At 72.0% G+C, this 22,115-nt stretch carries 17 protein-coding genes; 14 read left to right on the forward strand and 3 right to left on the reverse strand.

Going from position 1 to position 22,115, the window contains the following annotated elements:
- The first annotated feature begins 78 nt into the window (after positions 1 to 78).
- The 7 genes from ACFWP7_RS25505 to cobI are packed head-to-tail and all read left to right on the forward strand — an operon-like array spanning position 79 to position 10,947.
- Positions 79 to 1,020 (forward strand): cobalamin biosynthesis protein, encoded by a 942-nt coding sequence (locus ACFWP7_RS25505; protein WP_384385170.1) that lies wholly within the window; start codon positions 79 to 81, stop codon positions 1,018 to 1,020.
- Positions 1,017 to 2,525 carry a cobyric acid synthase gene (locus ACFWP7_RS25510; protein ID WP_384385173.1) on the forward strand — a complete coding sequence of 503 codons (1,509 nt, stop codon included), beginning with the start codon at positions 1,017 to 1,019 and terminating at the stop codon, positions 2,523 to 2,525. Before ACFWP7_RS25505 ends, ACFWP7_RS25510 begins: the two co-directional genes overlap by 4 nt.
- Positions 2,522 to 6,175: a cobaltochelatase subunit CobN gene (gene cobN, locus ACFWP7_RS25515; protein ID WP_384385176.1), complete on the forward strand. Its 3,654-nt coding sequence runs from the start codon at positions 2,522 to 2,524 to the stop codon at positions 6,173 to 6,175. Before ACFWP7_RS25510 ends, cobN begins: the two co-directional genes overlap by 4 nt.
- Complete coding sequence (locus ACFWP7_RS25520; protein WP_384385178.1) at positions 6,172 to 8,166, forward strand: putative cobaltochelatase; 1,995 nt, start codon at positions 6,172 to 6,174, stop codon at positions 8,164 to 8,166. The genes cobN and ACFWP7_RS25520 overlap by 4 nt, the downstream gene beginning before the upstream one ends.
- Positions 8,166 to 8,765 (forward strand): cob(I)yrinic acid a,c-diamide adenosyltransferase, encoded by a 600-nt coding sequence (cobO, locus tag ACFWP7_RS25525; protein ID WP_384385181.1) that lies wholly within the window; start codon positions 8,166 to 8,168, stop codon positions 8,763 to 8,765. Before ACFWP7_RS25520 ends, cobO begins: the two co-directional genes overlap by 1 nt.
- Complete coding sequence (locus ACFWP7_RS25530; RefSeq protein ID WP_384385183.1) at positions 8,759 to 10,201, forward strand: cobyrinate a,c-diamide synthase; 1,443 nt, start codon at positions 8,759 to 8,761, stop codon at positions 10,199 to 10,201. Before cobO ends, ACFWP7_RS25530 begins: the two co-directional genes overlap by 7 nt.
- Positions 10,198 to 10,947, forward strand: coding sequence for a precorrin-2 C(20)-methyltransferase (gene cobI / locus ACFWP7_RS25535; protein WP_384385186.1), 750 nt, complete (start codon positions 10,198 to 10,200; stop codon positions 10,945 to 10,947). Before ACFWP7_RS25530 ends, cobI begins: the two co-directional genes overlap by 4 nt.
- A gap of 11 nt (positions 10,948 to 10,958) precedes the next feature.
- On the opposite strand, the gene ACFWP7_RS25540 is transcribed toward cobI, so the two are convergent.
- Positions 10,959 to 11,687 carry a ZIP family metal transporter gene (locus ACFWP7_RS25540; protein ID WP_384385189.1) on the reverse strand — a complete coding sequence of 243 codons (729 nt, stop codon included), beginning with the start codon at positions 11,685 to 11,687 and terminating at the stop codon, positions 10,959 to 10,961.
- A gap of 175 nt (positions 11,688 to 11,862) precedes the next feature.
- On the opposite strand from ACFWP7_RS25540, the gene cobM reads away from it, so the two are divergent.
- From cobM to cobC, 6 genes are read left to right on the forward strand one after another with little or no spacing between them, the layout of a single operon-like run.
- Positions 11,863 to 12,699: a precorrin-4 C(11)-methyltransferase gene (cobM, locus tag ACFWP7_RS25545; RefSeq protein ID WP_384385192.1), complete on the forward strand. Its 837-nt coding sequence runs from the start codon at positions 11,863 to 11,865 to the stop codon at positions 12,697 to 12,699.
- Entirely contained in the window at positions 12,696 to 13,970 is a 1,275-nt protein-coding gene (cbiE, locus tag ACFWP7_RS25550) for a precorrin-6y C5,15-methyltransferase (decarboxylating) subunit CbiE (RefSeq protein WP_384385195.1), read from the forward strand. Before cobM ends, cbiE begins: the two co-directional genes overlap by 4 nt.
- Positions 13,967 to 15,658 (forward strand): precorrin-3B C(17)-methyltransferase, encoded by a 1,692-nt coding sequence (gene cobJ / locus ACFWP7_RS25555; RefSeq protein WP_384385198.1) that lies wholly within the window; start codon positions 13,967 to 13,969, stop codon positions 15,656 to 15,658. Before cbiE ends, cobJ begins: the two co-directional genes overlap by 4 nt.
- A gap of 14 nt (positions 15,659 to 15,672) precedes the next feature.
- Positions 15,673 to 16,293: a precorrin-8X methylmutase gene (locus tag ACFWP7_RS25560; protein ID WP_384385258.1), complete on the forward strand. Its 621-nt coding sequence runs from the start codon at positions 15,673 to 15,675 to the stop codon at positions 16,291 to 16,293.
- A complete protein-coding gene (locus ACFWP7_RS25565; protein WP_384385201.1) occupies positions 16,290 to 17,222 on the forward strand; it encodes a sirohydrochlorin chelatase in 933 nt (310 codons plus the stop codon). The genes ACFWP7_RS25560 and ACFWP7_RS25565 overlap by 4 nt, the downstream gene beginning before the upstream one ends.
- On the forward strand, positions 17,197 to 18,300 hold the full coding sequence (gene cobC, locus ACFWP7_RS25570; RefSeq protein ID WP_384385261.1) for an Rv2231c family pyridoxal phosphate-dependent protein CobC: 1,104 nt from the start codon (positions 17,197 to 17,199) through the stop codon (positions 18,298 to 18,300). Before ACFWP7_RS25565 ends, cobC begins: the two co-directional genes overlap by 26 nt.
- 175 nt (positions 18,301 to 18,475) lie before the next feature.
- Here the strand turns inward: cobC and ACFWP7_RS25575 are convergent, their stop codons facing one another.
- Complete coding sequence (locus tag ACFWP7_RS25575) at positions 18,476 to 19,381, reverse strand: SCO1860 family LAETG-anchored protein (protein ID WP_384385203.1); 906 nt, start codon at positions 19,379 to 19,381, stop codon at positions 18,476 to 18,478.
- A gap of 387 nt (positions 19,382 to 19,768) precedes the next feature.
- Between ACFWP7_RS25575 and ACFWP7_RS25580 the strand changes: the two genes are divergently transcribed.
- A complete protein-coding gene (locus tag ACFWP7_RS25580; protein WP_384385206.1) occupies positions 19,769 to 20,821 on the forward strand; it encodes a hypothetical protein in 1,053 nt (350 codons plus the stop codon).
- A gap of 192 nt (positions 20,822 to 21,013) precedes the next feature.
- Here ACFWP7_RS25580 and ACFWP7_RS25585 read toward each other — a convergent pair whose 3' ends face one another.
- A complete protein-coding gene (locus ACFWP7_RS25585) occupies positions 21,014 to 22,105 on the reverse strand; it encodes an amidohydrolase family protein (protein ID WP_384385209.1) in 1,092 nt (363 codons plus the stop codon).
- Between the last annotated feature and the right edge of the window lie 10 nt (positions 22,106 to 22,115).

The raw sequence follows: 22,115 nt of genomic DNA on the forward strand, positions 1-22,115 counted from the left end.
GAGGACATATCGCCATGCGCGGCTGCCCAGGTGCCTTGCGAACGACGGTTGTGCCCGACCTGACGGTCGGCTGAACCGGTGCGTGCCGATCGCGTCTTCGCGTACGGCGCCGCCGCCGGCCTCCTCGGTGATCTACTGCTCGGCGATCCCCGCCACGGGCATCCGGTCGCCGCGTTCGGGCGGGCCGCGGGAGCCGTGGAGCAGGTGCTGTGGCGGGACGACCGCGGGTGGGGCGCGCTGCACACGGCCGTGTGTGCGGGCGGTGCCACCGTGCTCGCGGCGCTCGCGAGTCATTCCGTACGGGGATCACGTACCGCCTCCCTCGCGCTGACCGCCGCCGCCACTTGGGCCGTCGTCGGGGGGACCTCGCTCGGCCGAGAGGCCCGGGCGATCGGCAGCGCGCTGGAAGCCGGCGATGTCGAGCTGGCCCGGGAGCGGCTGCCGCATCTGTGCGGGCGGGATCCGCAGGCGCTCGACGCGGACGGGATCGCGCGGGCCGTCGTCGAGTCCGTCGCCGAGAACACCTCCGACGCCGTGGTGGGGGCCCTCGTGTGGGGGGCCGTTGGTGGTGTGCCCGGGCTTGTCGGGTTTCGGGCCGTGAACACGCTCGACGCCATGGTCGGGCACAAGTCAGCCAAGTACCGGCGCTACGGCTGGGCCTCCGCGCGGCTCGACGATGTCGCGGGCTGGCCGGGGGCGCGGCTCACCGCTGCCCTCGCCGGCGCTGCCGGAGGCGATCCGCGGGGCGCCGTACGCGCGTGGCGGGTGGACGCCTGCAAGCATCCGAGCCCGAACGCCGGGCCGGTGGAGGCCTCGTTCGCGGGGGCGCTCGGGGTACGGCTGGGCGGGACCCTCGCGTACGGCGGACGGGTCGAGCACCGGCCCGTTCTGAACGGCGGGGGGCGCGCCGTCGCGGTCGGTGACATCGAGCGGGCCGTACGGCTGTCGCGGCGCGTGAGCTGGCTCGCGCTGGGTGTGTGTGCTGCCGGACGGCTCCTCATGAAGGGGCGTGCCTCGTGAGCGGCGGGCTGCTGGTCGCCGGGACCACCTCCGACGCGGGCAAGAGTGTCGTGACCGCCGGGATCTGCCGGTGGCTGGTGCGGCAGGGCGTCAAGGTGGCGCCCTTCAAGGCACAGAACATGTCGCTGAACTCGTTCGTGACGCGGGAGGGCGCCGAGATCGGGCGGGCCCAGGCGATGCAGGCGCAGGCCGCGCGCGTGGAGCCGACCGCGCTCATGAATCCCGTACTGCTGAAGCCGGGGAGTGACCGGAGCAGTCAGGTCGTGCTCATGGGGAAGCCCGTGGGTGAGATGAGTGCGCGCGGCTACCACGGCGGGCGGCAGGAGGCGCTGCTAGGGACCGTGCTGGAGTGCCTCGCCGAGTTGCGGGGCACGTATGACGCGGTGATCTGCGAGGGGGCGGGGAGTCCTGCCGAGATCAATCTGCGGCGGACGGACATCGTGAACATGGGGATCGCGCGGAACGCGCGACTGCCCGTGCTGGTCGTGGGCGACATCGATCGTGGGGGCGTCTTCGCGTCCTTCTTCGGGACCGTCGCGCTGCTGTCGCGCGAGGACCAGGAGCTCGTCGCCGGGTTCCTGGTGAACAAGTTCCGCGGGGATGTCTCCCTGCTGGAGCCGGGGCTCGACATGCTCCACGGGCTCACCGGGCGGCGCAGTTACGGCGTGCTGCCCTTCCGGCACGGCCTCGGGATCGACGAGGAGGACGGGATGGCGGTCTCGCTGAGGGGGGCAGTGCGGGAGTCCGTGGTCGTCGCGCCCGTCGGCGAGGACGTGCTGCGCGTCGCCGTCTGCGCGGTCCCCCTGATGTCCAACTTCACGGACGTGGACGCGCTGGCGGCCGAGCCGGGTGTCGTCGTGCGCTTCGTGGACCGGGCCGAGGAACTGGCCGACGCGGACCTCGTCGTCGTACCCGGCACCCGGGGGACGGTGAAGGCACTGGAGTGGCTGCGGGAGCGCGGGCTCGCCGACGCGATCGCGCGACGCGCGGCCGAGGGACGGCCCGTGCTCGGTATCTGCGGCGGCTTCCAGCTCCTCGGCGAGCACATCGAGGACGAGGTCGAGTCGCGAGCCGGTCATGTCGACGGGCTCGGGCTGCTACCTGTACGGGTGCGGTTCGCGCGGGAGAAGACGCTCACGCGGCCCGTGGGCGAGGCGCTCGGCGAGCATGTCGAGGGGTACGAGATTCATCACGGCGTTGCCCAAGTCACCGGCGGGGAAGCCTTCTTGGACGGGTGCCGGGTCGGTGAGGTCTGGGGCACGCACTGGCACGGCTCGCTGGAGTCGGACGGGTTCCGGCGTGCCTTTCTACGCGAGGTGGCGGCCGCCGCGGGGCGCCGCTTCGTACCGGCCGCCGACACGTCGTTCGCGGCGCTGCGCGAGAAACAGTTGGACCTGCTCGGCGATCTGATCGAGGAACACGCGGATACGGACGCGCTGTGGCGGCTCATCGAGTCGGGCGCGCCGTCAGGACTGCCTTTCATTCCACCGGGAGCGCCCGCATGAGCACAGTGTTGTTGTTGTCGACCGCCGACACGGATCTGCTGGCGGCCCGGGCCTCCGGCGCCGCGTACCGGATCGGCAATCCGACCCGGGTGGACGTCACCACCGAACTCCCCGAGCTGGTCAGGGGCGCGGACGTCGCCGTCGTACGGCTCCTTGGCGGGAAGCGGGCCTGGGAGGACGGGCTCGCCTTCCTCAAGTCGTCCGGCATTCCGACCGTGCTGCTCGGCGGGGAGGCCGTCCCCGACGCGGAGTTGATGGCCGAGTCGTCCGTGCCCGCCGGTGTGGTCGCCGAGGCGCTGCGCTATCTCGTCGAGGGCGGCCCGGAGAACCTGACCGAGCTGGCCCGCTTCCTCTCCGACACCGTGCTGCTCACCGGCGAGGGATTCGAAGAGCCGCGCAAGATGGCCGAGTTCGGCGTGAGCGGCGAGCGTACGTTCGTCGAGGGCCGGCCGACGATCGGCGTGCTCTTCTACCGGGCGCACGAGCTGTCCGGCAACACCGCCTTCGTCGACACGCTGTGCGACGCGATCGAGGCGCGGGGGGCCAACGCCCTTCCCGTGTACTGCGGTTCGCTGCGTGACGCCGACGCGGGACTGTACGAGATCCTCGCCAGGGCCGACACGCTGGTCGCCACCGTGCTCGCGGCCGGCGGCACCCACGCCTCGCAGGCCTCCGCGGGCGGTGATGAGGAGGCCTGGGACATCGGGGCGCTCGCCGACCTCGACATCCCTGTGCTGCAAGGACTCTGCCTCACCTCCTCGCATGCCGCCTGGGAGGCCTCGGACGCCGCCCTCTCCCCCATGGACGCGGCGATGCAGGTCGCGATCCCGGAGTTCGACGGGCGGCTCATCACCGTGCCGTTCTCCTTCAAGGAGCAGGGCCCTGACGACGTCCCGGTGTACGTCGCCAACCCTGAGCGGGCCGCGCGCGTCGCCGGAATCGCCGTGCGCCACGCCCGGTTGAAGCACAAGCCGAACAAGGACAAGAAGCTCGCGCTCGTCTTCACCGCCTACCCGACCAAGCACTCCCGGGTCGGCAACGCGGTGGGGCTCGACACGCCCGCCTCGGCGGTGCGGGTGCTGGACGCGCTGCGCGGCGCCGGTTACGCCCTGACCGAATACCCGGACAACGGCGACGAGTTGATCCACCGCCTCATCGCGGCGGGCGGCCACGACGTCGAGTGGCTGACCGAGGAACAGCTCGCCTCGGCCCCCGCACGCGTGCCGCTCGCCGACTACCAGGCATGGTTCGACAAGCTCGACCCCGAGCTGCGCAACGGCATGCTGGAGGCCTGGGGCGAGCCGCCGGGCAACCTGTACATCGACGGCGACGACATCGTGCTGGCCTCCCTCCAGTTCGGGAACGTCGTCGTGATGATCCAGCCGCCGCGTGGCTTCGGCGAGAACCCGATCGCGATCTACCACGACCCGGACATGCCGCCCTCGCACCACTACATGGCGGCGTACCGGTGGCTGGAGAACTCGTTCGGCGCCGACGCGGTCGTCCACATGGGCAAGCACGGCACGATGGAATGGCTGCCCGGCAAGGGACTTGGCCTCAGCGGCGGCTGCGCGCCCGACGCCGTGCTCGGTGAACTCCCTCTCATCTACCCCTTCATCGTCAACGACCCCGGCGAGGGCACCCAGGCCAAGCGGCGCGGGCACGCCACGGTCGTCGACCACCTCGTACCGCCGATGGCGCGCGCCGACACGTACGGCGATCTGGCGAAGCTGGAGCAGCTCCTCGACGAGTACGCGCTCGTGTCCGACCTGGACCCGACGAAGGCCCCGGCCGTGCGCGCGCAGATCTGGACGCTGGTCAAGGCGGCCGAGCTGCACCACGACCTGCATGTCGACGACCAGCCGGACGACGACGCCTTCGACTCGTTCGTCATGCACATCGACGGCTATCTGTGCGAGATCAAGGACGTGCAGATCAGGGACGGCCTGCACATCCTCGGCGGCGGCCCGGAGGCCGAACCGCGGGTGAACCTCGTACTGGCCGTGCTGCGTGCCTCGCAGGTGTGGGGCGGCAAGGCGAACGCACTTCCCGGTCTGCGGGCCTGCCTCGCCGAGCATTTCGGCCTGGTGGAGAAGGAGTTGCTCGGCGAGCCCGGTGCACCGGTGAAGGTGTCGGTGGAGCTGACGGATCTCGTCGACGGGCCCGCCCGGACCGGCGCCGACGCCATCGACCTTCTTGAGCAGCTGTGCCGCCGGTTCGCGGAGGGCATGGAGGAGCGCGGCTGGGATGCGGCGGCCGTCCCCGCTCTCGTGCGCGAGGTCGTGGGCGTCGAACTGCCGGACGCCGTCGCGGTGTTGACGTTCGCCTGCGACGAGGTCGTCCCCCGGCTCGCCAAGACGACGGACGAGATCGACCACATCCTCAAGGCACTTGACGGCGGATTCGTCCCGGCGGGCCCCTCCGGGTCCCCGACCCGCGGACTCGTCAACGTCCTTCCGACCGGCCGCAACTTCTACTCCGTCGACCCCAAGGCGATCCCGTCCAGGCTGAGTTGGGAGGTCGGCCAGGCGCTGGCGGACTCACTGATCCAGCGGTACCTGAGCGACACCGGCGCATACCCGACGTCCGTCGGCCTGACCGTCTGGGGCACCTCCGCCATGCGCACCCAGGGCGACGACATCGCGGAGATCCTCGCGCTGCTCGGCTGCCGCCCGGTGTGGGACGACGCCTCGCGCCGCGTGACCGGCTTCGAGATCGTGGGCCTGGAGGAGCTGGGCCGGCCGCGCATCGACGTCACCGTCCGAATCTCCGGGTTCTTCCGGGACGCGTTCCCGCACGTGGTCGGTCTCATCGACGACGCGGTGCGCGCGGTGGCCGAGCTGGACGAGCCCGCCGAGGGCAACTACGTGCGCAAGCACGCCGACGAGGACACCGCCGAGCACGGCGACCGGCGGCGTGCGACGGCTCGTATCTTCGGCTCGAAGCCGGGCGCGTACGGGGCCGGGCTGCTGCCGCTCATCGACGCGCGGAACTGGCGCTCGGACGCCGACCTCGCCGAGGTGTACGCGGTGTGGGGCGGCTACGCCTACGGGCGCGGGCTCGACGGGCGGGCCGCGCGCGGCGACATGGAGACCGCGTTCAAGCGCATCGCTGTCGCCGCCAAGAACGTCGACACCCGCGAGCACGACCTCGTCGACGCGGACGACTACTTCCAGTACCACGGCGGCATGGTCGCCATGGTCCGCCATCTGACGGGCACCAGCCCCGAGGCCTACGTCGGCGACTCCGCCACGCCCGACCAGGTGAAGACCCGCACGCTGGGCGAGGAGACGCACCGGGTGTTCCGCGCCCGGGTGGTCAACCCCCGCTGGATGGCGGCGATGCGGCGGCACGGCTACAAGGGTGCCTTCGAGATGGCGGCGACCGTCGACTACCTCTTCGGGTACGACGCGACGGCCGGGGTCGTGGACGACTGGATGTACGAGAAGCTCAGCGCGGAGTACGTCTTCGACCCCGAGAACCGGGACTTCATGAAGAAGTCCAATCCCTGGGCGCTGCGCGGGATCACCGAGCGGTTGCTGGAGGCGGCGGACCGCGGGCTGTGGGCCGAACCCGACGCGGAGACGCTGGAGCGGCTGCGCGCCACCTATCTGGAGCTCGAAGGCGACTTGGAGGGCGACGACAAGTGAGTACTCCCTTTCCGTTCACGGCCGTTGTCGGCCAGGACGACCTGCGGCTCGCGCTGCTGCTGAACGCCGTGTCGCCCGCGGTGGGCGGTGTGCTCGTACGCGGCGAGAAGGGCACCGCCAAGTCCACTGCGGTACGCGCCCTTTCGGTGCTCATCCCCGAGGTGGACGTCGTCGCCGGGTGCCGGTTCTCGTGCGCGCCGGCCTCTCCCGATCCCGCCTGCCCTGACGGGCCGCACGAGGTCGGTCCCGGTACGAAGCGTCCGGCCCGGATGGTCGAACTGCCCGTCGGCGCCTCCGAGGACCGGCTCGTGGGCGCCCTCGACATCGAACGGGCCCTCGCGGAGGGCGTGAAGGCCTTCGAGCCGGGGCTGCTGGCCGACGCGCACCGCGGGATTCTCTACGTCGACGAGGTCAACCTGCTCCACGACCATCTGGTCGACCTGCTGCTCGACGCGGCCGCGATGGGTGCCTCCTACGTCGAGCGCGAGGGCGTCTCCGTACGGCATGCCGCCCGTTTTCTGCTCGTCGGCACCATGAACCCCGAAGAGGGGGAACTGCGGCCGCAGTTGCTCGACCGCTTCGGGCTGACCGTCGAGGTGGCCGCCTCGCGGGAGCCCGACCAGCGGGTCGAGGTGGTGCGCAGGAGGCTCGCGTACGACGACGATCCGGACGGCTTCGCGGCGCGGTGGGCGGACGAGGAGTCCGCCGTACGGGCGCGGATCGTGGCGGCGCGTGAGCTGTTGCCGTCCGTGCGTCTCGGGGACGGGGCGCTGCGGCAGATCGCGGCGACCTGCGCGGCCTTCGAGGTGGACGGTATGCGCGCCGACATCGTGATGGCGCGGACGGCGACCGCGCTGGCCGCGTGGGCCGGGCGCACCGAGGTGCTCCCGGAGGACGTACGGCAGGCGGCGCTGCTCGCGCTGCCGCACCGGCGGCGGCGGAATCCCTTCGACGCGCCGGGACTTGACGAGGACAAGCTCGACGAGACGCTGGAGGAGTTCGGGGGATCCGACGACGACCCCGACCCGGATCCGGACGGGCCCGGTGGCGGCGGACCGCCTCCGCAGGACGGGCCCGAGGACGGTTCCGCGCCGGGTGACGCTCCTGCCCAGGCCGAGCCCGGTGAGGGTGGACAGCCTCAGGGCGGCGGCGAGCAGTCCCCCGTACGGGCCGCCGAGCCCTTTCGAACCAAGGTGCTGAGTGTGCCGGGGCTCGGGGAAGGTGCCGCCGGGCGGCGCTCGCGGGCGCGGACCGAGCATGGGCGGACGACCGGATCCCGGCGGCCCCGAGGGGCACTCACCAAGCTGCACCTGGCGGCGACCGTGCAGGCGGCGGCGCCGCATCAGCTGGCGCGCGGGCGGTCGGGGCGCGGCCTGGTCGTACGGCGGGACGATCTGCGGCAGGCCACCCGGGAGGGGCGTGAGGGGAACCTCGTGCTCTTCGTGGTGGACGCCTCCGGGTCGATGGCGGCGCGGCAGCGGATGAGTGCCGTGAAGGGTGCGGTGCTGTCACTGCTGCTCGACGCTTATCAGCGGCGGGACAAGGTCGGGCTCGTGACCTTCCGCGGGTCCGCGGCCGAGCTCGCGTTGCCGCCCACCTCCTCGGTGGACGCGGCGGCGGCACGGCTGGAGTCCCTGCCGACGGGTGGCCGGACGCCGCTCGCGGCGGGCTTGCTCAAGGCGCATGACGTGCTGCGGGTCGAGCGGCTGCGGGATGCCGCGCGGCGGCCGTTGGTCGTCCTGGTGACGGACGGGCGGGCCACCGGAGGTCCGGAGCCGGTGGCGCTCGCCGGGCGTGCGGCGCGGCTGTTCGCGGCCGACTCGGTCGCCTCCGTGGTCGTGGACTGCGAGGCGGGGGCCGTTCGGCTGGGTCTCGCCGGGCAGCTCGCCGTGGAGCTGGCGGGTACCGCGGTGACCCTGGACGAGTTGCGGGCCGACTCCATCGCCGGTCTGGTCAGGGACGTGCAGGGCAACAACAGGAGGGCCGCGTAGTGCCGCAGGGGCAGCCGAGTGTCGTACCGGAGGACGGGCTGACGACACGGCAGCGGCGGAACCGGCCGCTTGTCGTGGTGCACACGGGCGTGGGGAAGGGCAAGTCCACAGCCGCGTTCGGGCTTGCGCTGCGCGCCTGGAATCAGGGCTGGCCCATCGGCGTGTTCCAGTTCGTCAAGTCGGCGAAGTGGAAGGTCGGCGAGGAGAACGCGCTGCGGGTGCTCGGCGCCAGCGGTGAGGGCGGGACCGTCGACTGGCACAAGATGGGCGAGGGCTGGTCCTGGGTGCAGCGCGACTCCCAGATGGACAACGAGGAGAAGGCCCGCGAGGGGTGGGAGCAGGTCAAGAGGGACCTGGCCGCCGAGACGTACCAGCTGTACGTGCTCGATGAGTTCGCCTACCCCATGCACTGGGGCTGGATCGATGTCGACGAGGTGGTGGGTGTGCTGCGGGACCGGCCCGGGACCCAGCATGTGGTGATCACCGGGCGCAACGCTCCCGAGAAGCTGGTGGAACTCGCCGATCTGGTGACCGACATGTCCAAGGTCAAGCATCCGATGGACGTCGGCCAGAAGGGCCAGAGGGGCATCGAGTGGTGATTTCCGTTCCTCGGCTGGTCATTGCCGCGCCTTCCTCGGGCAGCGGTAAGACCACCGTTGCCACGGGGCTGATGGCCGCGTTCGCCTCGCGGGGCCTTGCCGTGTCCCCGCACAAGGTGGGGCCCGACTACATCGATCCCGGGTATCACGCGCTCGCCACCGGGCGTGTGGGGCGGAATCTCGACGCGTACCTGTGTGGGGCGGAGTTGGTCGCGCCGTTGTTCGGGCACGGGGCCCGGGGGTGCGATCTCGCTGTTGTCGAGGGTGTGATGGGGCTGTACGACGGGGCCGCGGGAGAAGGGGAGTTGGCCTCCACGGCTCATGTGGCGAAGTTGCTTCGGGCGCCAGTGGTGCTGGTTGTCGACGCTTCGTCGCAGTCCCGGTCCGTGGCGGCGCTTGTGCACGGGTTCGCTTCGTGGGATCCCGAGGTGCGGGTGGCCGGGGTGATTCTCAACAAGGTGGGGTCCGTTCGGCACGAGGGCATGCTGAGGGAGGCTCTCGACGAGTCGGGGGTGCCTGTGCTCGGGGTTCTGCGGCGGGCTCCTCAGGTGGAGACGCCTTCTCGGCATCTTGGGCTGGTGCCTGTTGCCGAGCGGCGGGTGGAAGCGGTTGAGGCTGTCGCCGCCATGGCTTCGCAGGTGCGCGAAGGCTGTGATCTCGGGGCGCTGCTTGCGTTGGCGCGTAGTGCGCCTGCGTTGTCGGGTGCGGCTTGGGATGCGGCTGAGGTTGTGGGTGTTTCGCCCCCTCCGCCCCTGCCCGTTCCCGTCACTGGGGGCTCTGCTCCCAGACCCCCGTATCGGCCTGAACGGCCTCGTCCTCAAACGCCGGACGGGCTGAAAATCGTTGCCCTGGCCGGGGGACCTGCCTTCACCTTCTCTTACGCCGAACACACCGAGTTGCTCAGCGCCGCCGGAGCCGAAGTTGTCACCTTTGACCCTCTCCGCGATGAGCGACTGCCCGAAGGGACGGGCGGGTTGGTCATCGGGGGTGGGTTTCCCGAGGTGTTCGCGCCCGAGTTGTCCGCCAATGAGACCTTGCGGACGGCTGTTGCGGCGCTCGCTGAGAGTGGGGCGCCGGTCGCCGCCGAGTGTGCCGGGCTGCTGTATCTGTCGCGTGAGCTCGACGGGCAGCCGATGTGCGGGGTCATCGACGCGAAGGCCCGTATGGACGAGCGGCTGACCCTGGGATACCGGGACGCCGTCGCCGTCTCGGACAGTGTGCTGGCCGTGGCCGGGACACGGATGCGGGGGCACGAGTTCCATCGGACCGTCGTCGAGCCCGGCGCCGGGGCGGCTCCCGCCTGGGGTGTGCGAGCGCCTCGGAAGCGGGTCGAAGGTTTCGTACAACACGGTGTGCACGCGAGTTATCTGCACACGCACTGGGCGTCCGAGCCCGGTGTCGCCCGTCGGTTCGTGGAGAGGTGCCTGCCGTCATGAGCAGCAAGCTGATCGGAGTCGGGGTCGGGCCCGGTGACCCGGAGCTGGTGACCGTCAAGGGCGTCAACGCCCTGCGCGCCGCCGAGGTCGTCGTCGTACCCGTGATGGCTGCGTCTGATGGAAAAGATGGGGGCGAGCGGGGGCGGGCCGAGGCCACCGTCCTGCACTACGTGCCCGAGGAGAAGGTCGTACGGGTCGTGTTCGCGCTGAACGAGCGGACCGACCGGGGGCGGCGGGAGGCCGCCTGGGATGCGGCCGGGGAGCGGGTGGCCGGACTGCTGGGCGCGCACGCCGTCGTCGCCTTCGCCACCATCGGCGATCCCAACGTGTACTCCACCTTCACCTATCTCGCGCAGACCATCGCGGAGCTGGTGCCGGGGACCGTCGTCGAGACCGTGCCCGGTATCACCGCCATGCAGGATCTCGCCGCGCGGTCGGGGGCCGTACTCACCGAGGGGACCGAACCGCTCACCCTCGTACCGGTGACGGCCGGGGCCGCTGTCCTCAAGGACGCCCTCAACGGGCCGGGCACCGTCGTCGCGTACAAGTTCGGGCGGCAGGCCGCGGAGGTGGCCGAGGCGCTGCGCGAGACCGGGCGGCTCGACGACGCCGTATGGGGGTCCGCGCTCGGCCTGGAGAACGAGTCGATCCGGCCCGCGGCCGAACTCGACGACGGACCGCTGCCCTACCTCTCCACGCTCATCGCGCCCGCGCGGCGCGAGAGCGGACGCGGCGGGAAACTATGACAAGCGGTTCCTCAGCCCGCGAGGCCCACCACCAGCCAGATGAAGCCCGCGCCCGCGACCGTGCAGAGCAGGGTCGAGCGGGCGGGGTGTTCGTGGTGTGCCTCGGGGAGGATCTCGGCGGCCGCGAGATAGAGGAGTACGCCGCCGAAGAGGCCGAGATAGCAGCCGAGCAGTTGCTCCGGGATGGTGACGAAGAGCGTCGAGGCGGCGCCGACCACGGGGGCCAGCGCGTCGGCGACGAGCATCATGATCGCCTTGCGGCGGTCGTTCCCGTACAGGCTCGTGATCGTGTACGTGTTGAAGCCGTCCGCGAAGTCGTGGGCGATCACCGCGAGGGCCACGGCCAGGCCCATTCCGCCGCCGACCTGAAAGGCCGCACCGATCGCCACACCGTCCATCACGCTGTGGCCGACCATCGCGGCAGCCGCCGTCAGGCCCACCTCGGGCGCCCGGCCCTCCTTCTCCTCGCCGCCGTGCGCCGCCTGGCGTGCCGCCAGCAGACGTTCCACCAGATGGGCGAGGAGGAACCCGGCCACGAAGAGCAGCAGCGCGGCCGGTACGCCGAAGACCTCCTCGCCCGCCGCACGCAGCGCCTCCGGCAGCAGATCGAGGCCGACCACGCCGAGCATCAGGCCGCCGGCCAGGCCCAGGACCAGATGACGGCGGTCGGTCACCCGCTGTGCCGTCCAGCCGCCGGCCAGCGTCATCAGGAACGCGCCGAGCGCGACGAGGACCGCCATAAGCCCTTGCTATCCGATCAACCGCCGTTCACGCACCTCCGCGGGCCCGTGTCCGCGGGTACGCCCCGAAGTTTCGCAACGCACACACCGTACGAGCGCACTGATGTTCCACACGTTCCACGTGATTCGCATGTTCCACGTGATTCGCATGCTCTGTAGGAGAGGACCCCATCCCATGGCCGACGCCCCCACCGGCAAGGTGACCATCGTCGGGGCAGGGCCCGGCGCCGCCGACCTGCTGACGTTCCGCGCCGCGCGCGCCATCGCCGAGGCCGACGTCGTGATCTGGGCGGCCAGCCTGGTGCAGGCGGAGGTCCTGGATCACGCGCGCGCGGGCGCGGAGATCCTGGATTCGGCGACGATGTCACTGGAGGACGTGGTGGCCGTGTACGAGCGCGCCGCCGAGCAGGGGCTGAAGGTGGCCCGCATTCACTCCGGCGATCCCGCGCTGTGGGGCGGTACGCAGGAGCAGCTCGACCGGTGTGCGGACATCGGGGTCGAGACCGAGATCATCCCGGGCGTCTCCTCCTTCTCCGCCGTGGCCGCGCTCGCGCAACGCGAGCTGACGATTCCCGAGGTCGCGCAGTCGGTGATCCTCACCCGGCTCGGCGGCGGCAAGACACCGATGCCGCCGGGTGAGGAAGTACGGAAGTTCGCCCGGCACGGGACGACCATGGCGCTGTTCCTGTCGGCGGCGCGCAGCGGCCAGCTGGTGCGCGAGCTCCTTGAGGGCGGCTACCCGACGTCCACGCCGGTCGTGGTGGCCTACCAGGTGACCTGGCCGGAGGAACTCCTCGTACGGTGCACGATCGAGACGCTGGAGGAGACCGTCAAGGAGCACAAGCTCTGGAAGCACACCCTCTTCCTGGTCGGCCCGGCCCTGGACGCGAGCGGCACGCGCTCGCACCTCTACCACCCCGGTCACTTCCACGAGTTCCGCAAGGCCGACCCTCGGGCGCGGGCGGAACTGCGCGCGGAGCGGCGTGCGGCGCGGCAGGACAGTCCGTCGTGACGGCCGTCGAAGGTGCAGCCGCGATCACCGTCGTCGGTACGGGTACGGGGGCGCCGTTGCCTCCCGAAGCGGAGTCCGCCCTCGCCGAGGCCGGGCTCGTCGTCGGGGCCCGGCGGCATCTGGCGGCGGCACGGCTGCCGGAGGGGGCGGAGCAGCTCGTGCTCGGTCCGCTCGTGCCCGCGCTCGACGTGATCGAACGGTATGTGGACAAGCAGGGCCGGGTCGTCGTGCTCGCCTCCGGTGACCCCGGGTTCTTCGGGATCGTGCGGGCACTGGCCGACCGCTTCGGCGCGGAGCGGCTGGACGTCCGGCCCGGTGTCTCGTCCGTCGCCACCGCCTTCGCCCGGATCGGGCTGCCCTGGGACGACGCCGTGGTGGTCAGCGCTCACGGTCGCGAGCTGCGTACGGCCGTCAACGTCTGCCGGTCGCGGCCGAAGGTGGCCGTGCTGACCGGTCCCGGCTCCGGGCCCGCCGAACTGGGCGCCGCGCTCGCCTACCACTCCCGCGAACGCGTCCTCGTCGTCGCGAGCGCCCTGGGCGACCCCGAGCACGAGCGCGTGGAGCGGGTCACGCCCGCCGAGGCCGCCGCCCGTGACTGGGGTACGGCGGTGAGCGTCGTCCTGTGCCTGGACGAGTCGCGCGCCCTCGCCCCCGTGCGGACCGTCGCAGGACCGTCCGCCGGGCCCGCCCAATGGGCCCTGGACGAGCGGGAGTTCACTCACCGCGACTCGATGATCAGCAAGTTCGAGGTACGGGCGCTCGCACTGGCCCGGATAGGTCCGCGGCTCGGCGAGCTGATCTGGGACATCGGCGCGGGCTCCGGCTCCATCGCCGTCGAGTGCGCGCGCTTCGGCGCCGCCGTCACCGCCGTCGAGAAGACGCGGGACGGCTGCGAGCGCGTCCGCGCCAACGCCGAGGCGCACGGCGTGGACATACACGTCGTGCACGGGGCCGCGCCGACGGTGCTGTCCGATCTGGACGACCCGGATGCCGTCTTCATCGGCGGCGGGGGGCGCGAACTGCCCGCCATCGTCACGGCCTGCGCGCGGCGGGCCCGGCGGGCCGTCGTGGTCGCGATGGCCGCCCTCGACCGGGTGCCCGCGGCACGGGACGCGCTCACCGGTGCCGGGTTCGACTGCGAGGGCGTGCTGTTGCAGTCGTCCCGGCTCGCGCCGCTACCCGGTGGCGTCGACCGGCTCTCGGCCACCAATCCCGTGTTCCTGCTGTGGGGCGTCCGGCCTCCGGCGCGTACCGAAGGAGTCCCCCAGTGATCGGCCTGATTTCCGCCACGGCGGCTGGTGCGGCCGGCCGTGACCGGCTGGCCGCGGCCTGGCCCACGCGTGCGCAGGTGTACGACGGGTCCGTCGGGGACGCCGTGCGGCGGGCGTTCGCCGAGTGCGAGCAGGTGGTGTGCTTCCTCGCCACCGGGGCGGTGGTGCGGTTGATCGCACCGCTGTTGGGCGACAAGGTGTCGGACCCGGGGGTCGTGTGCGTCGACGAGGCGGCGCGGTTCGCCGTGTCGCTGGTCGGAGGGCATGCCGGGGGTGCCAATGAACTCGCCCGCGAGGTGGGTGAGTTGCTCGGGGCGGAGCCGGTGGTGACCACGGCGACCGATTCGGTGGGGATGTCGGGGCTCGACACGCTCGGTTTCCCCGTGGAGGGGGATGTCGCCGGGGTCACCCGGGCTCTGCTCGACGGTGAACCCGTCGCTCTGCACGCCGAGTTGGCGTGGCCTCTCCCGCCGCTGCCGGTCGCGTCGGGAGGTGTGCACGCGATCCGGGTCACCGACCGTCTGGTTCCGTCCGCCGACCAGAACGTGGTGCTGCGTCCGCCCTCCCTCGTCGTCGGTGTCGGCGCCTCCAAAGGTGCGCCCGTCGACGAAGTCCTCGATCTCGTCCAAGGCGCACTGCTCGACGCCGGGTTGTCGGTGAAGTCGGTCGCCGGGTTCGCGACCGTCGAGGCCAAGGCGCAGGAGCCCGGCATCGTCGGGGCCGCCGAGCGGCTCGGGGTGCCCGTGGTGACGTACAGCGCCGAGGAGTTGGCGAAGGTCGACGTGCCGAACCCCTCCGACGCGCCGCTCGCCGCGGTCGGCACCCCCTCGGTCGCGGAGGCCGCGGCGCTCGCGGGCGGCGGTGAACTCCTCGTCCCCAAGCAGAAGTCGGTACGCGCGGACGGGCGCCCGGCGATGGCGACCTGTGCGGTCGTACGCCGGGCCACGCGCGGCCGGCTCGCGGTGGTCGGGCTCGGCCCCGGCGCCCGCGACCTGCTGACGCCGCGCGCGAAGGCGGAGCTGCGGCGGGCGTCCGTACTCGTCGGGCTCGACCAGTACGTCGACCAGATCCGCGATCTGCTGCGGCCGGGGACCCGCGTCCTGGAGTCGGGCCTCGGCGCCGAGGAGGAGCGGGCGCGTACGGCGGTCGAGGAGGCCCGGCGCGGGCAGGCCGTCGCACTGATCGGCAGCGGGGACGCGGGGGTGTACGCGATGGCGTCGCCCGCGCTGGCCGAGGCGTCCGACGACATCGACGTGGTCGGGGTGCCCGGGGTGACCGCCGCGCTGGCCGCGGGGGCGATCCTGGGCGCGCCGCTCGGGCACGACCATGTGTCGATCAGCCTCTCCGATCTGCACACGCCGTGGGAGGTCATCGAACGGCGGGTACGGGCGGCGGCCGAGGCCGACATCGTCGTGACGTTCTACAACCCGCGCAGCCGGGGCCGTGACTGGCAGCTTCCGAAGGCGCTGGCGGTCCTCGCCGAGCACCGGGAACCGACGACGCCGGTGGGTGTCGTACGGAACGCCTCCCGCCCCGACGAGTCCAGCCGCCTCACCACCCTCTCGGGACTCGACCCGGCGACGGTGGACATGATGACCGTGGTGACCGTGGGCAACACGGCGACCCGTGAGATCGCCGGCCGCATGGTGACACCGCGCGGCTACCGCTGGCAGGAGGAGACCAAGTGAGCGCTACGACCGGGGTGCCCCGTGTGGTGCACCCCATCGAGCAGGAGTCCTTCCGGCGGCTGCGCACGCGCCTGGACACCTCACACTTCCCGCCGCTGACGCGGGCGGTCGTGGAGCGGGTCATCCACTCCGCGGCCGACCTGGAGTACGCGGACGATCTCGTCATCGACGAACGTGCCCTGGAGCGCGGGCATATCGCACTGCACGCCGGGGCGCCCGTCGTCGTCGACGTCGAGATGGTCGCGGCGGGCATCACCCGCCGCGACACGGTCTGTCGCCTCAAGGACGCCAAGTCCGGACCTGGGCTGACCCGTTCGGCGCACGCGATCCGGCTCGCGTACGAGGAGGTCGGGCCCGGCGCGCTCTGGGTGATCGGCTGCGCGCCGACCGCCCTGGAGGAACTGCTCACCCTGGACGCCGATCCCGCGCTCGTCATCGGTCTGCCCGTCGGTTTCGTCGGCGCTGCCGAGTCCAAGGCCGCGTTGCGCGCGAGCGGGCTGCCCGCCGTCAGCAACGTGTCCGAGAAGGGCGGCTCCGCGGTCGCCGCGGCGGCGCTCAACGCCCTGCTGTACCAACCTGTTTCTGTCTCTGTACCTGTTTCTGTTTCTGTTTCTGTACCTGAGGAGAAGTCGTGACCACCCCGCCCCCCGCCCTGCTCATCGCTGGACACGGCACCCGGGACGAGGCCGGTGCCGATGCCTTCCGCGCCTTCGTACGGGAGTTGGGGCGCCGCAATCCCGAACTGCCCGTCGCGGGCGGCTTCATCGAGCTGTCGCCACCGCCGCTGGGTGACGCCGTGACCGAGCTGGTCGAGCAGGGGGTACGACGTTTCGCCGCCGTACCGCTGATGCTGGTCTCCGCCGGGCACGCCAAGGGGGACATCCCGGCGGCGCTGACCCGTGAGAAGGAGCGGCACCCCGGGATCTCGTACACCTACGGGCGTCCGCTGGGTCCGCACCCGGCGCTCCTCAGCGTCCTTGAGCGGCGGCTCGACGAGGTCCTGGGCTCCGCCTCCCGCAGTCCCCAGGACCGGGCTGATGTGACCGTGCTGCTGGTGGGCCGCGGCTCCACCGACCCGGACGCCAACGCCGAGGTGCTCAAGGCGGCGCGACTGCTGTGGGAGGGCCGGGGGTACGCGGGCGTCGAGACGGCGTTCGTGTCGCTGGCCGCGCCGGACGTGCCGTCCGGTCTCGACCGCTGCGTGAAGCTGGGGGCGCGCCGGATCGTCGTCCTCCCCTACTTCCTCTTCACCGGCATCCTGCCGGACCGGGTACGCCGGCAGACCGAGGGCTGGGCGGCCGCGCACCCGGACGTCGAGGTGCGCTCCGCCGATGTCATCGGCCCCGAGCCGGAGTTGCTCGACCTCGTCATGGAGCGCTACCGCGAGGCGGTGCGGGGGGACCTGCGGATGAACTGCGACTCCTGCGTGTACCGCGTCGCCCTGCCCGGCTTCGAGGACAAGGTCGGTCTGCCCCAGCAGCCGCACTTCCACCCGGACGACGACGGTGACCACCACCACGGACACCACGGGCACCACCATGACGGCCATGCCCACGCCCACTGAGGGGGCGCCCTCGGCGGGCGTGGGCGACGGGCACGATCTGCGCCATCACGGGGACGCCGAGGTGCGCGACGACGGTTCGGCGCTCACCGATCTGGCGGTGAACGTCCGCGCGGGCACGCCTCCGGAGTGGCTGCGCGAGCGGATCGCCGCCTCGCTGACCGGGCTTGCCGCCTACCCCGACGGACGGGACGCGCGGGCCGCGGTGGCGGAACGACACGGGCTGCCCGTCGAACGGGTGCTGCTCACGGCGGGTGCCGCCGAGGCCTTCGTGCTGCTCGCGCGCGCCCTGAAGGTGCGCCGGCCGGTGGTCGTGCACCCGCAGTTCACCGAGCCGGAGGCGGCACTGCGGGACGCCGGGCACTCCGTCGACCGGGTACTGCTCCGCGAGGAGGACGGCTTCCGGCTCGACCCCGCGGCCGTTCCCGAGGACGCGGATCTCGTCGTGATCGGGAACCCGACCAATCCGACCTCCGTGCTGCATCCGGCCGCCCTGATCGCCGGACTCGCCCGGCCCTGGCGGACGTTGGTCGTCGACGAGGCGTTCATGGACGCCGTGCCGGACGAGCGGGAAGCGCTCGCGGGACGGACGGACGTGCCCGGTCTCGTGGTACTGCGGAGCCTCACGAAGACGTGGGGGCTGGCCGGACTTCGTATCGGCTACGTCCTCGCCGCCCCCGAGACGATCGTGGAACTGGAGCGTGCCCAGCCGCTGTGGCCGGTGTCCACGCCCGCGCTCGCCGCGGCGTCGGCGTGCGTGTCCTCCGGGGCGCTCGCGGAGGCCGCCCGCGCGGCGCGGCGGGTCTCGGCGGATCGGGCCCATCTGGTGGCCGGGCTCCAGGAGTTCGAGTCGGACGGGGTGCGGGTGGTGGGGCCTGCGGAGGGGCCGTTCGTGCTGGTGCGGCTGCCACGGGCCGCCCTCGTACGGCGTCAGCTGCGGGGGCTCGGTTTCGCCGTGCGGCGGGGGGACACCTTTCCCGGGCTGGGAGAGGAGTGGATACGGGTGGCGGTCCGGGACCGGGTGACGGTGAACGGGTTCTTGCTGGCGCTTGATCGGGCGGTGACGGTGGTGGGGGGTTGAGGTGGGGGTCTGTTCGCCCCCTCCGCCCCTACCCGTCCCGTCTCCGGGGCTGCCGCCCCCAGGCCCCCGCCTCGGCCTGAACGGCCTCGTCCTCAAACGCCGGACAGGCTGAAACGGGGCGTAGCCCCGGAAAGTTGGGACGGGTAGGGGCGGAGGGAGCGAAAACCCTCCCCCGTCACCCCCGACTACGCCGCCCCGCCAGCACCGCTCCCCCACCCACCGCAAGCAGCACAACCGCCCCACCCACGACGTACGGCGTCATCGACCCGCCTCCAGTCTCGGCGAGCCCCGCCTCCGCGGGTGCCCCCTGCGGCTTCACGTCGGCCACCGGCTTTTCGGGGGTCGCCGGTACGGCCGGCGCCTCGCAGGTCGCCCCCGCCAGGGTCAACGTTCCTTCAACCTCGGCCACGTTCAGCTTCAACGGGTTGATGGACACCCTGAGTTCGAGCGCGGACGCAGCCGCCGTACGGGACGTGGTCTGCGTCTTGGAGAGGTCGAGCCGGACCTCGCCGACGGCGGGCACGTTCACCACCGTCGGGCCGCCGGCGGACAGCGTCACCTTCTTGCCGAGCACCGTGACCGCGCCCAGCAGATTCGAGGTGGCCACGGGCTTCTTGCCCGCCTCACAGGTCGCCTTCGAGGTGACCGACTCGACCTCGATGAGGGAGAGCAGCGGAAGCCCGGGGACATGGACCTTCGCGTGCGCGAGGTTGGTGTACCCCTCGGCCTTCGTCGCGGACACCGTCGCCCGCGCGGTGGCGACCTCCGCGCCCAGCACGGTGAACGCCTTTCCGCCGTCGACGCCGTCCAGGCGGGCGGTGAGCGCGGTCCTCTCGGCGCTCTGCGGCGCCTGAACCTCGTTGAGGGAGACGGCGAGCGGAACGTGCACCGTCTTGTTGAGCAGGGACACGTCGAGCCCGGTGCGCAGCACGACGGCGCTCGCTCGACCCTGCTCGGCCGTGTCGTCGGTCGCGTGCGCGGACACCGCTCCGGCCAGCACCGCAGGACCGGCGGCGAGGACGGTGGCCGCGGCGACGACGGCGCAACGGCGCGCGGACATGGGCAAGTTGTTGCTGTTCAAGGGTGGGACCCCCATAAGAGATAGCTCGGGACCCGGCAAGAATTACGCACTGAGAGTGAACAGGCAGTAATCCGGCGTGACTTCACTCCAACGTGGAGATTCAGCACATTTCTTCGAATCACACGACACGACTGTTCGCCACCGTCACCCGTTCGACCACCCTGCGCGAACACGCCGGTTGTTGTCGGGCGCGCGGGACGGAGTGCACAACGAGTCAACGCATCTGCTCGTCACGCTCCGTCAACCAGAGCGTCCTGGGCGATCTGTGGCTCCGCGGACGGGCGGCGCTGGACGAGGGGCGACCGGAAGTGCGTGCCGCACGATGTCCTAGGGTGAGCCGACTGTCTCTTTGTTCGACGATCATCACGACACCAGGAGCGTTCCCAGGTGGCTTCCACCGACCGCCGTCGTCTGCACTTCGTCGGCAGCCTGCCGCAGTTCGACGACGCCAAGTCCGCCTTCCGCTGGCAGCAGGATGAGCTCGCGGGATGCGTGCGGCGCCTGTCCGGCGGGGAGACCGGGCCGCGACTGCAGTGGTTCGTGCCGCTGGTCAAGGCCCTCAAGGGGCTGGCGCACATCCGTACCGTGCAGGACGGTGAGTGGACCGGCTACGACGACACGGACCGGCTGAAGGTCCAGCGCGGCAGCCGCCTCACGCCCGGCGACATCCCGATGCGGCTGGGCGAGTACGCGCGGGAGGAACTGGTCGCGTTGGACGCCCTCGGCACGCCGGCATCCGCCGACCTGCCCCTACAGGTCGGCGTACCGGGCTACCTCGACATGGCCCTGTTCATCTTCGGACCGGTCGGTGTCTTCCGCCACGCCCGTGCGTTCCGCGACGCGACGGCCGAGCAGATCGCGGACGTCCACCGCGCGGCCGGCGACGCCGTGGTCTTCCAGCTGGAAGTGCCCGCCGCCCTCATCGCCGTGGTGTCGGCGCCCCGCCCGCTGCGTCCGCTGCTCGCCCGGCTGATGGCGCGCCTGGTCACCAGCCAGGTCGCGAAGGCGCCACGGGGCAGCCGCTTCGGTGTCCACCTGTGCCTCGGAGATCTCGGTCACCGGGCCTTGAAAATACCGTCGTCGGCAGCCCCCCAGGTGCTCCTGGCCAACGCTCTGGTACGCCGCTGGCCCCGGGATCGGCCGCTGGAGTTCGTCCACCTCCCGTTGTCCGGCGGCGATCAACCCCCCGTCACCTCCGCCGCCTACTACGACCCGCTCCGTCGGCTGCGGGTTCCGGCAGACGTCCCGGTGGTGGCCGGGATCGCGCACGAGGAGCAGTCGGTGGGTGACCAGGTGGCGGTCCGGGCCCTGGTGGATGGAGCACTCGGCCGCCGTGCGGACATCGCCACCGCCTGCGGCCTGGGCCGCCGTACATCGGAACAGGCGGTACGGGCCGTCGACAACATGCGCGTCCTGCTCGACGACCAGAATGGAGGATGAGACGCCGGGCGATGCCCTCCCTACCGGCGCTCGATGAATTCGGCCCCGTCGACGCTTGCCGAATCGATCATCCCCGCGCGCGCTCCCTCATTGAAGGCGAGTGAGCCCCTCTGCCCCCAGGCCCGAGCCACGACCCCTGCCCCAAGGCCCGAGCCACGGCCCCTGCCCCACCCACGACCTCTGCCCCTGGACCTAACCCACAACCCGCCCGTTCAGCACCACCCGACGAGGATCGGCCAGCACCCGTACGTCGGCCCGCGGATCCCCCTCGTACACCACGAGGTCCGCGGGTGCCCCCTCGTCCAGCCCCGGCCGCCCCAGCCACCGCCGTGCACCCCACGTCGTGGCCGACAGCGCCTCGACCGGCGGGAGGCCCGCCTTCGTCAGCTCGGCGACCTCGTCCGCCACCAGCCCGTGCGCCAGCGCACCGCCCGCGTCGGTGCCGACGTACACGGGGATCCCGGCGTCGTAGGCGGCGCGCACGGTGTCGTAGCGGCGGTCGTGCAACTGGCGCATGTGCGTGGACCATTGGGGGAACCTCGCCTCGCCGCCGTCGGCGAGCTGCGGGAAGGTCGCGATGTTGACGAGGGTCGGGACGATCGCCACTCCGTGCTCGGCGAAGAGCGGGATGGTGTCCTCGGTCAGGCCCGTCGCGTGCTCGACGCAGTCGATGCCGGCCTCGACCAGGTCCCGCAGGGAGTCCTCGGCGAAGCAGTGCGCGGTGACGCGGGCACCGAGGCGGTGGGCCTCGGCGATCGCGGCCTCGACCGTGTCCCGGGGCCAGCAGGCGCTCAGGTCGCCGGTGCCGCGGTCGATCCAGTCGCCCACCAGCTTGACCCAGCCGTCACCGCGCCGGGCCTCCTGGGCGACGTACGCGACGAGATCCTCCGGCTCGATCTCGTGGGCGAAGTTGCGGATGTAGCGGCGGGTGCGCGCGATGTGGCGGCCCGCGCGGATGATCTTCGGGAGGTCTTCGCGGTCGTCGGTCCAGCGGGTGTCGGAGGGCGAACCCGCGTCCCGGAGGAGCAGGGTGCCGGCCTCGCGGTCGGTCAGCGCCTGCTTCTCGGCCACGTCGGCGGGGACGGGGCCGTGCAGTCCGAGCCCGACGTGGCAGTGCGCGTCGACGAGGCCGGGCAGGGCCCAGCCGTCGACGGTGCGGATGTCACGGGCGCCGACGGGGCGCTCGTACGAGATCCGGCCGCCGACGACCCAGAGTTCGTCCCGGACGTCCTCGGGCCCGACGAGGACCCGTCCCCTCACGTGCAGCACGGTGCGATCGCTCATGGACTGCACC

Origin of the sequence: Streptomyces sp. NPDC058470 (assembly GCF_042721055.1) — a bacterium.
Classification (GTDB): Bacteria; Actinomycetota; Actinomycetes; order Streptomycetales; family Streptomycetaceae; genus Streptomyces.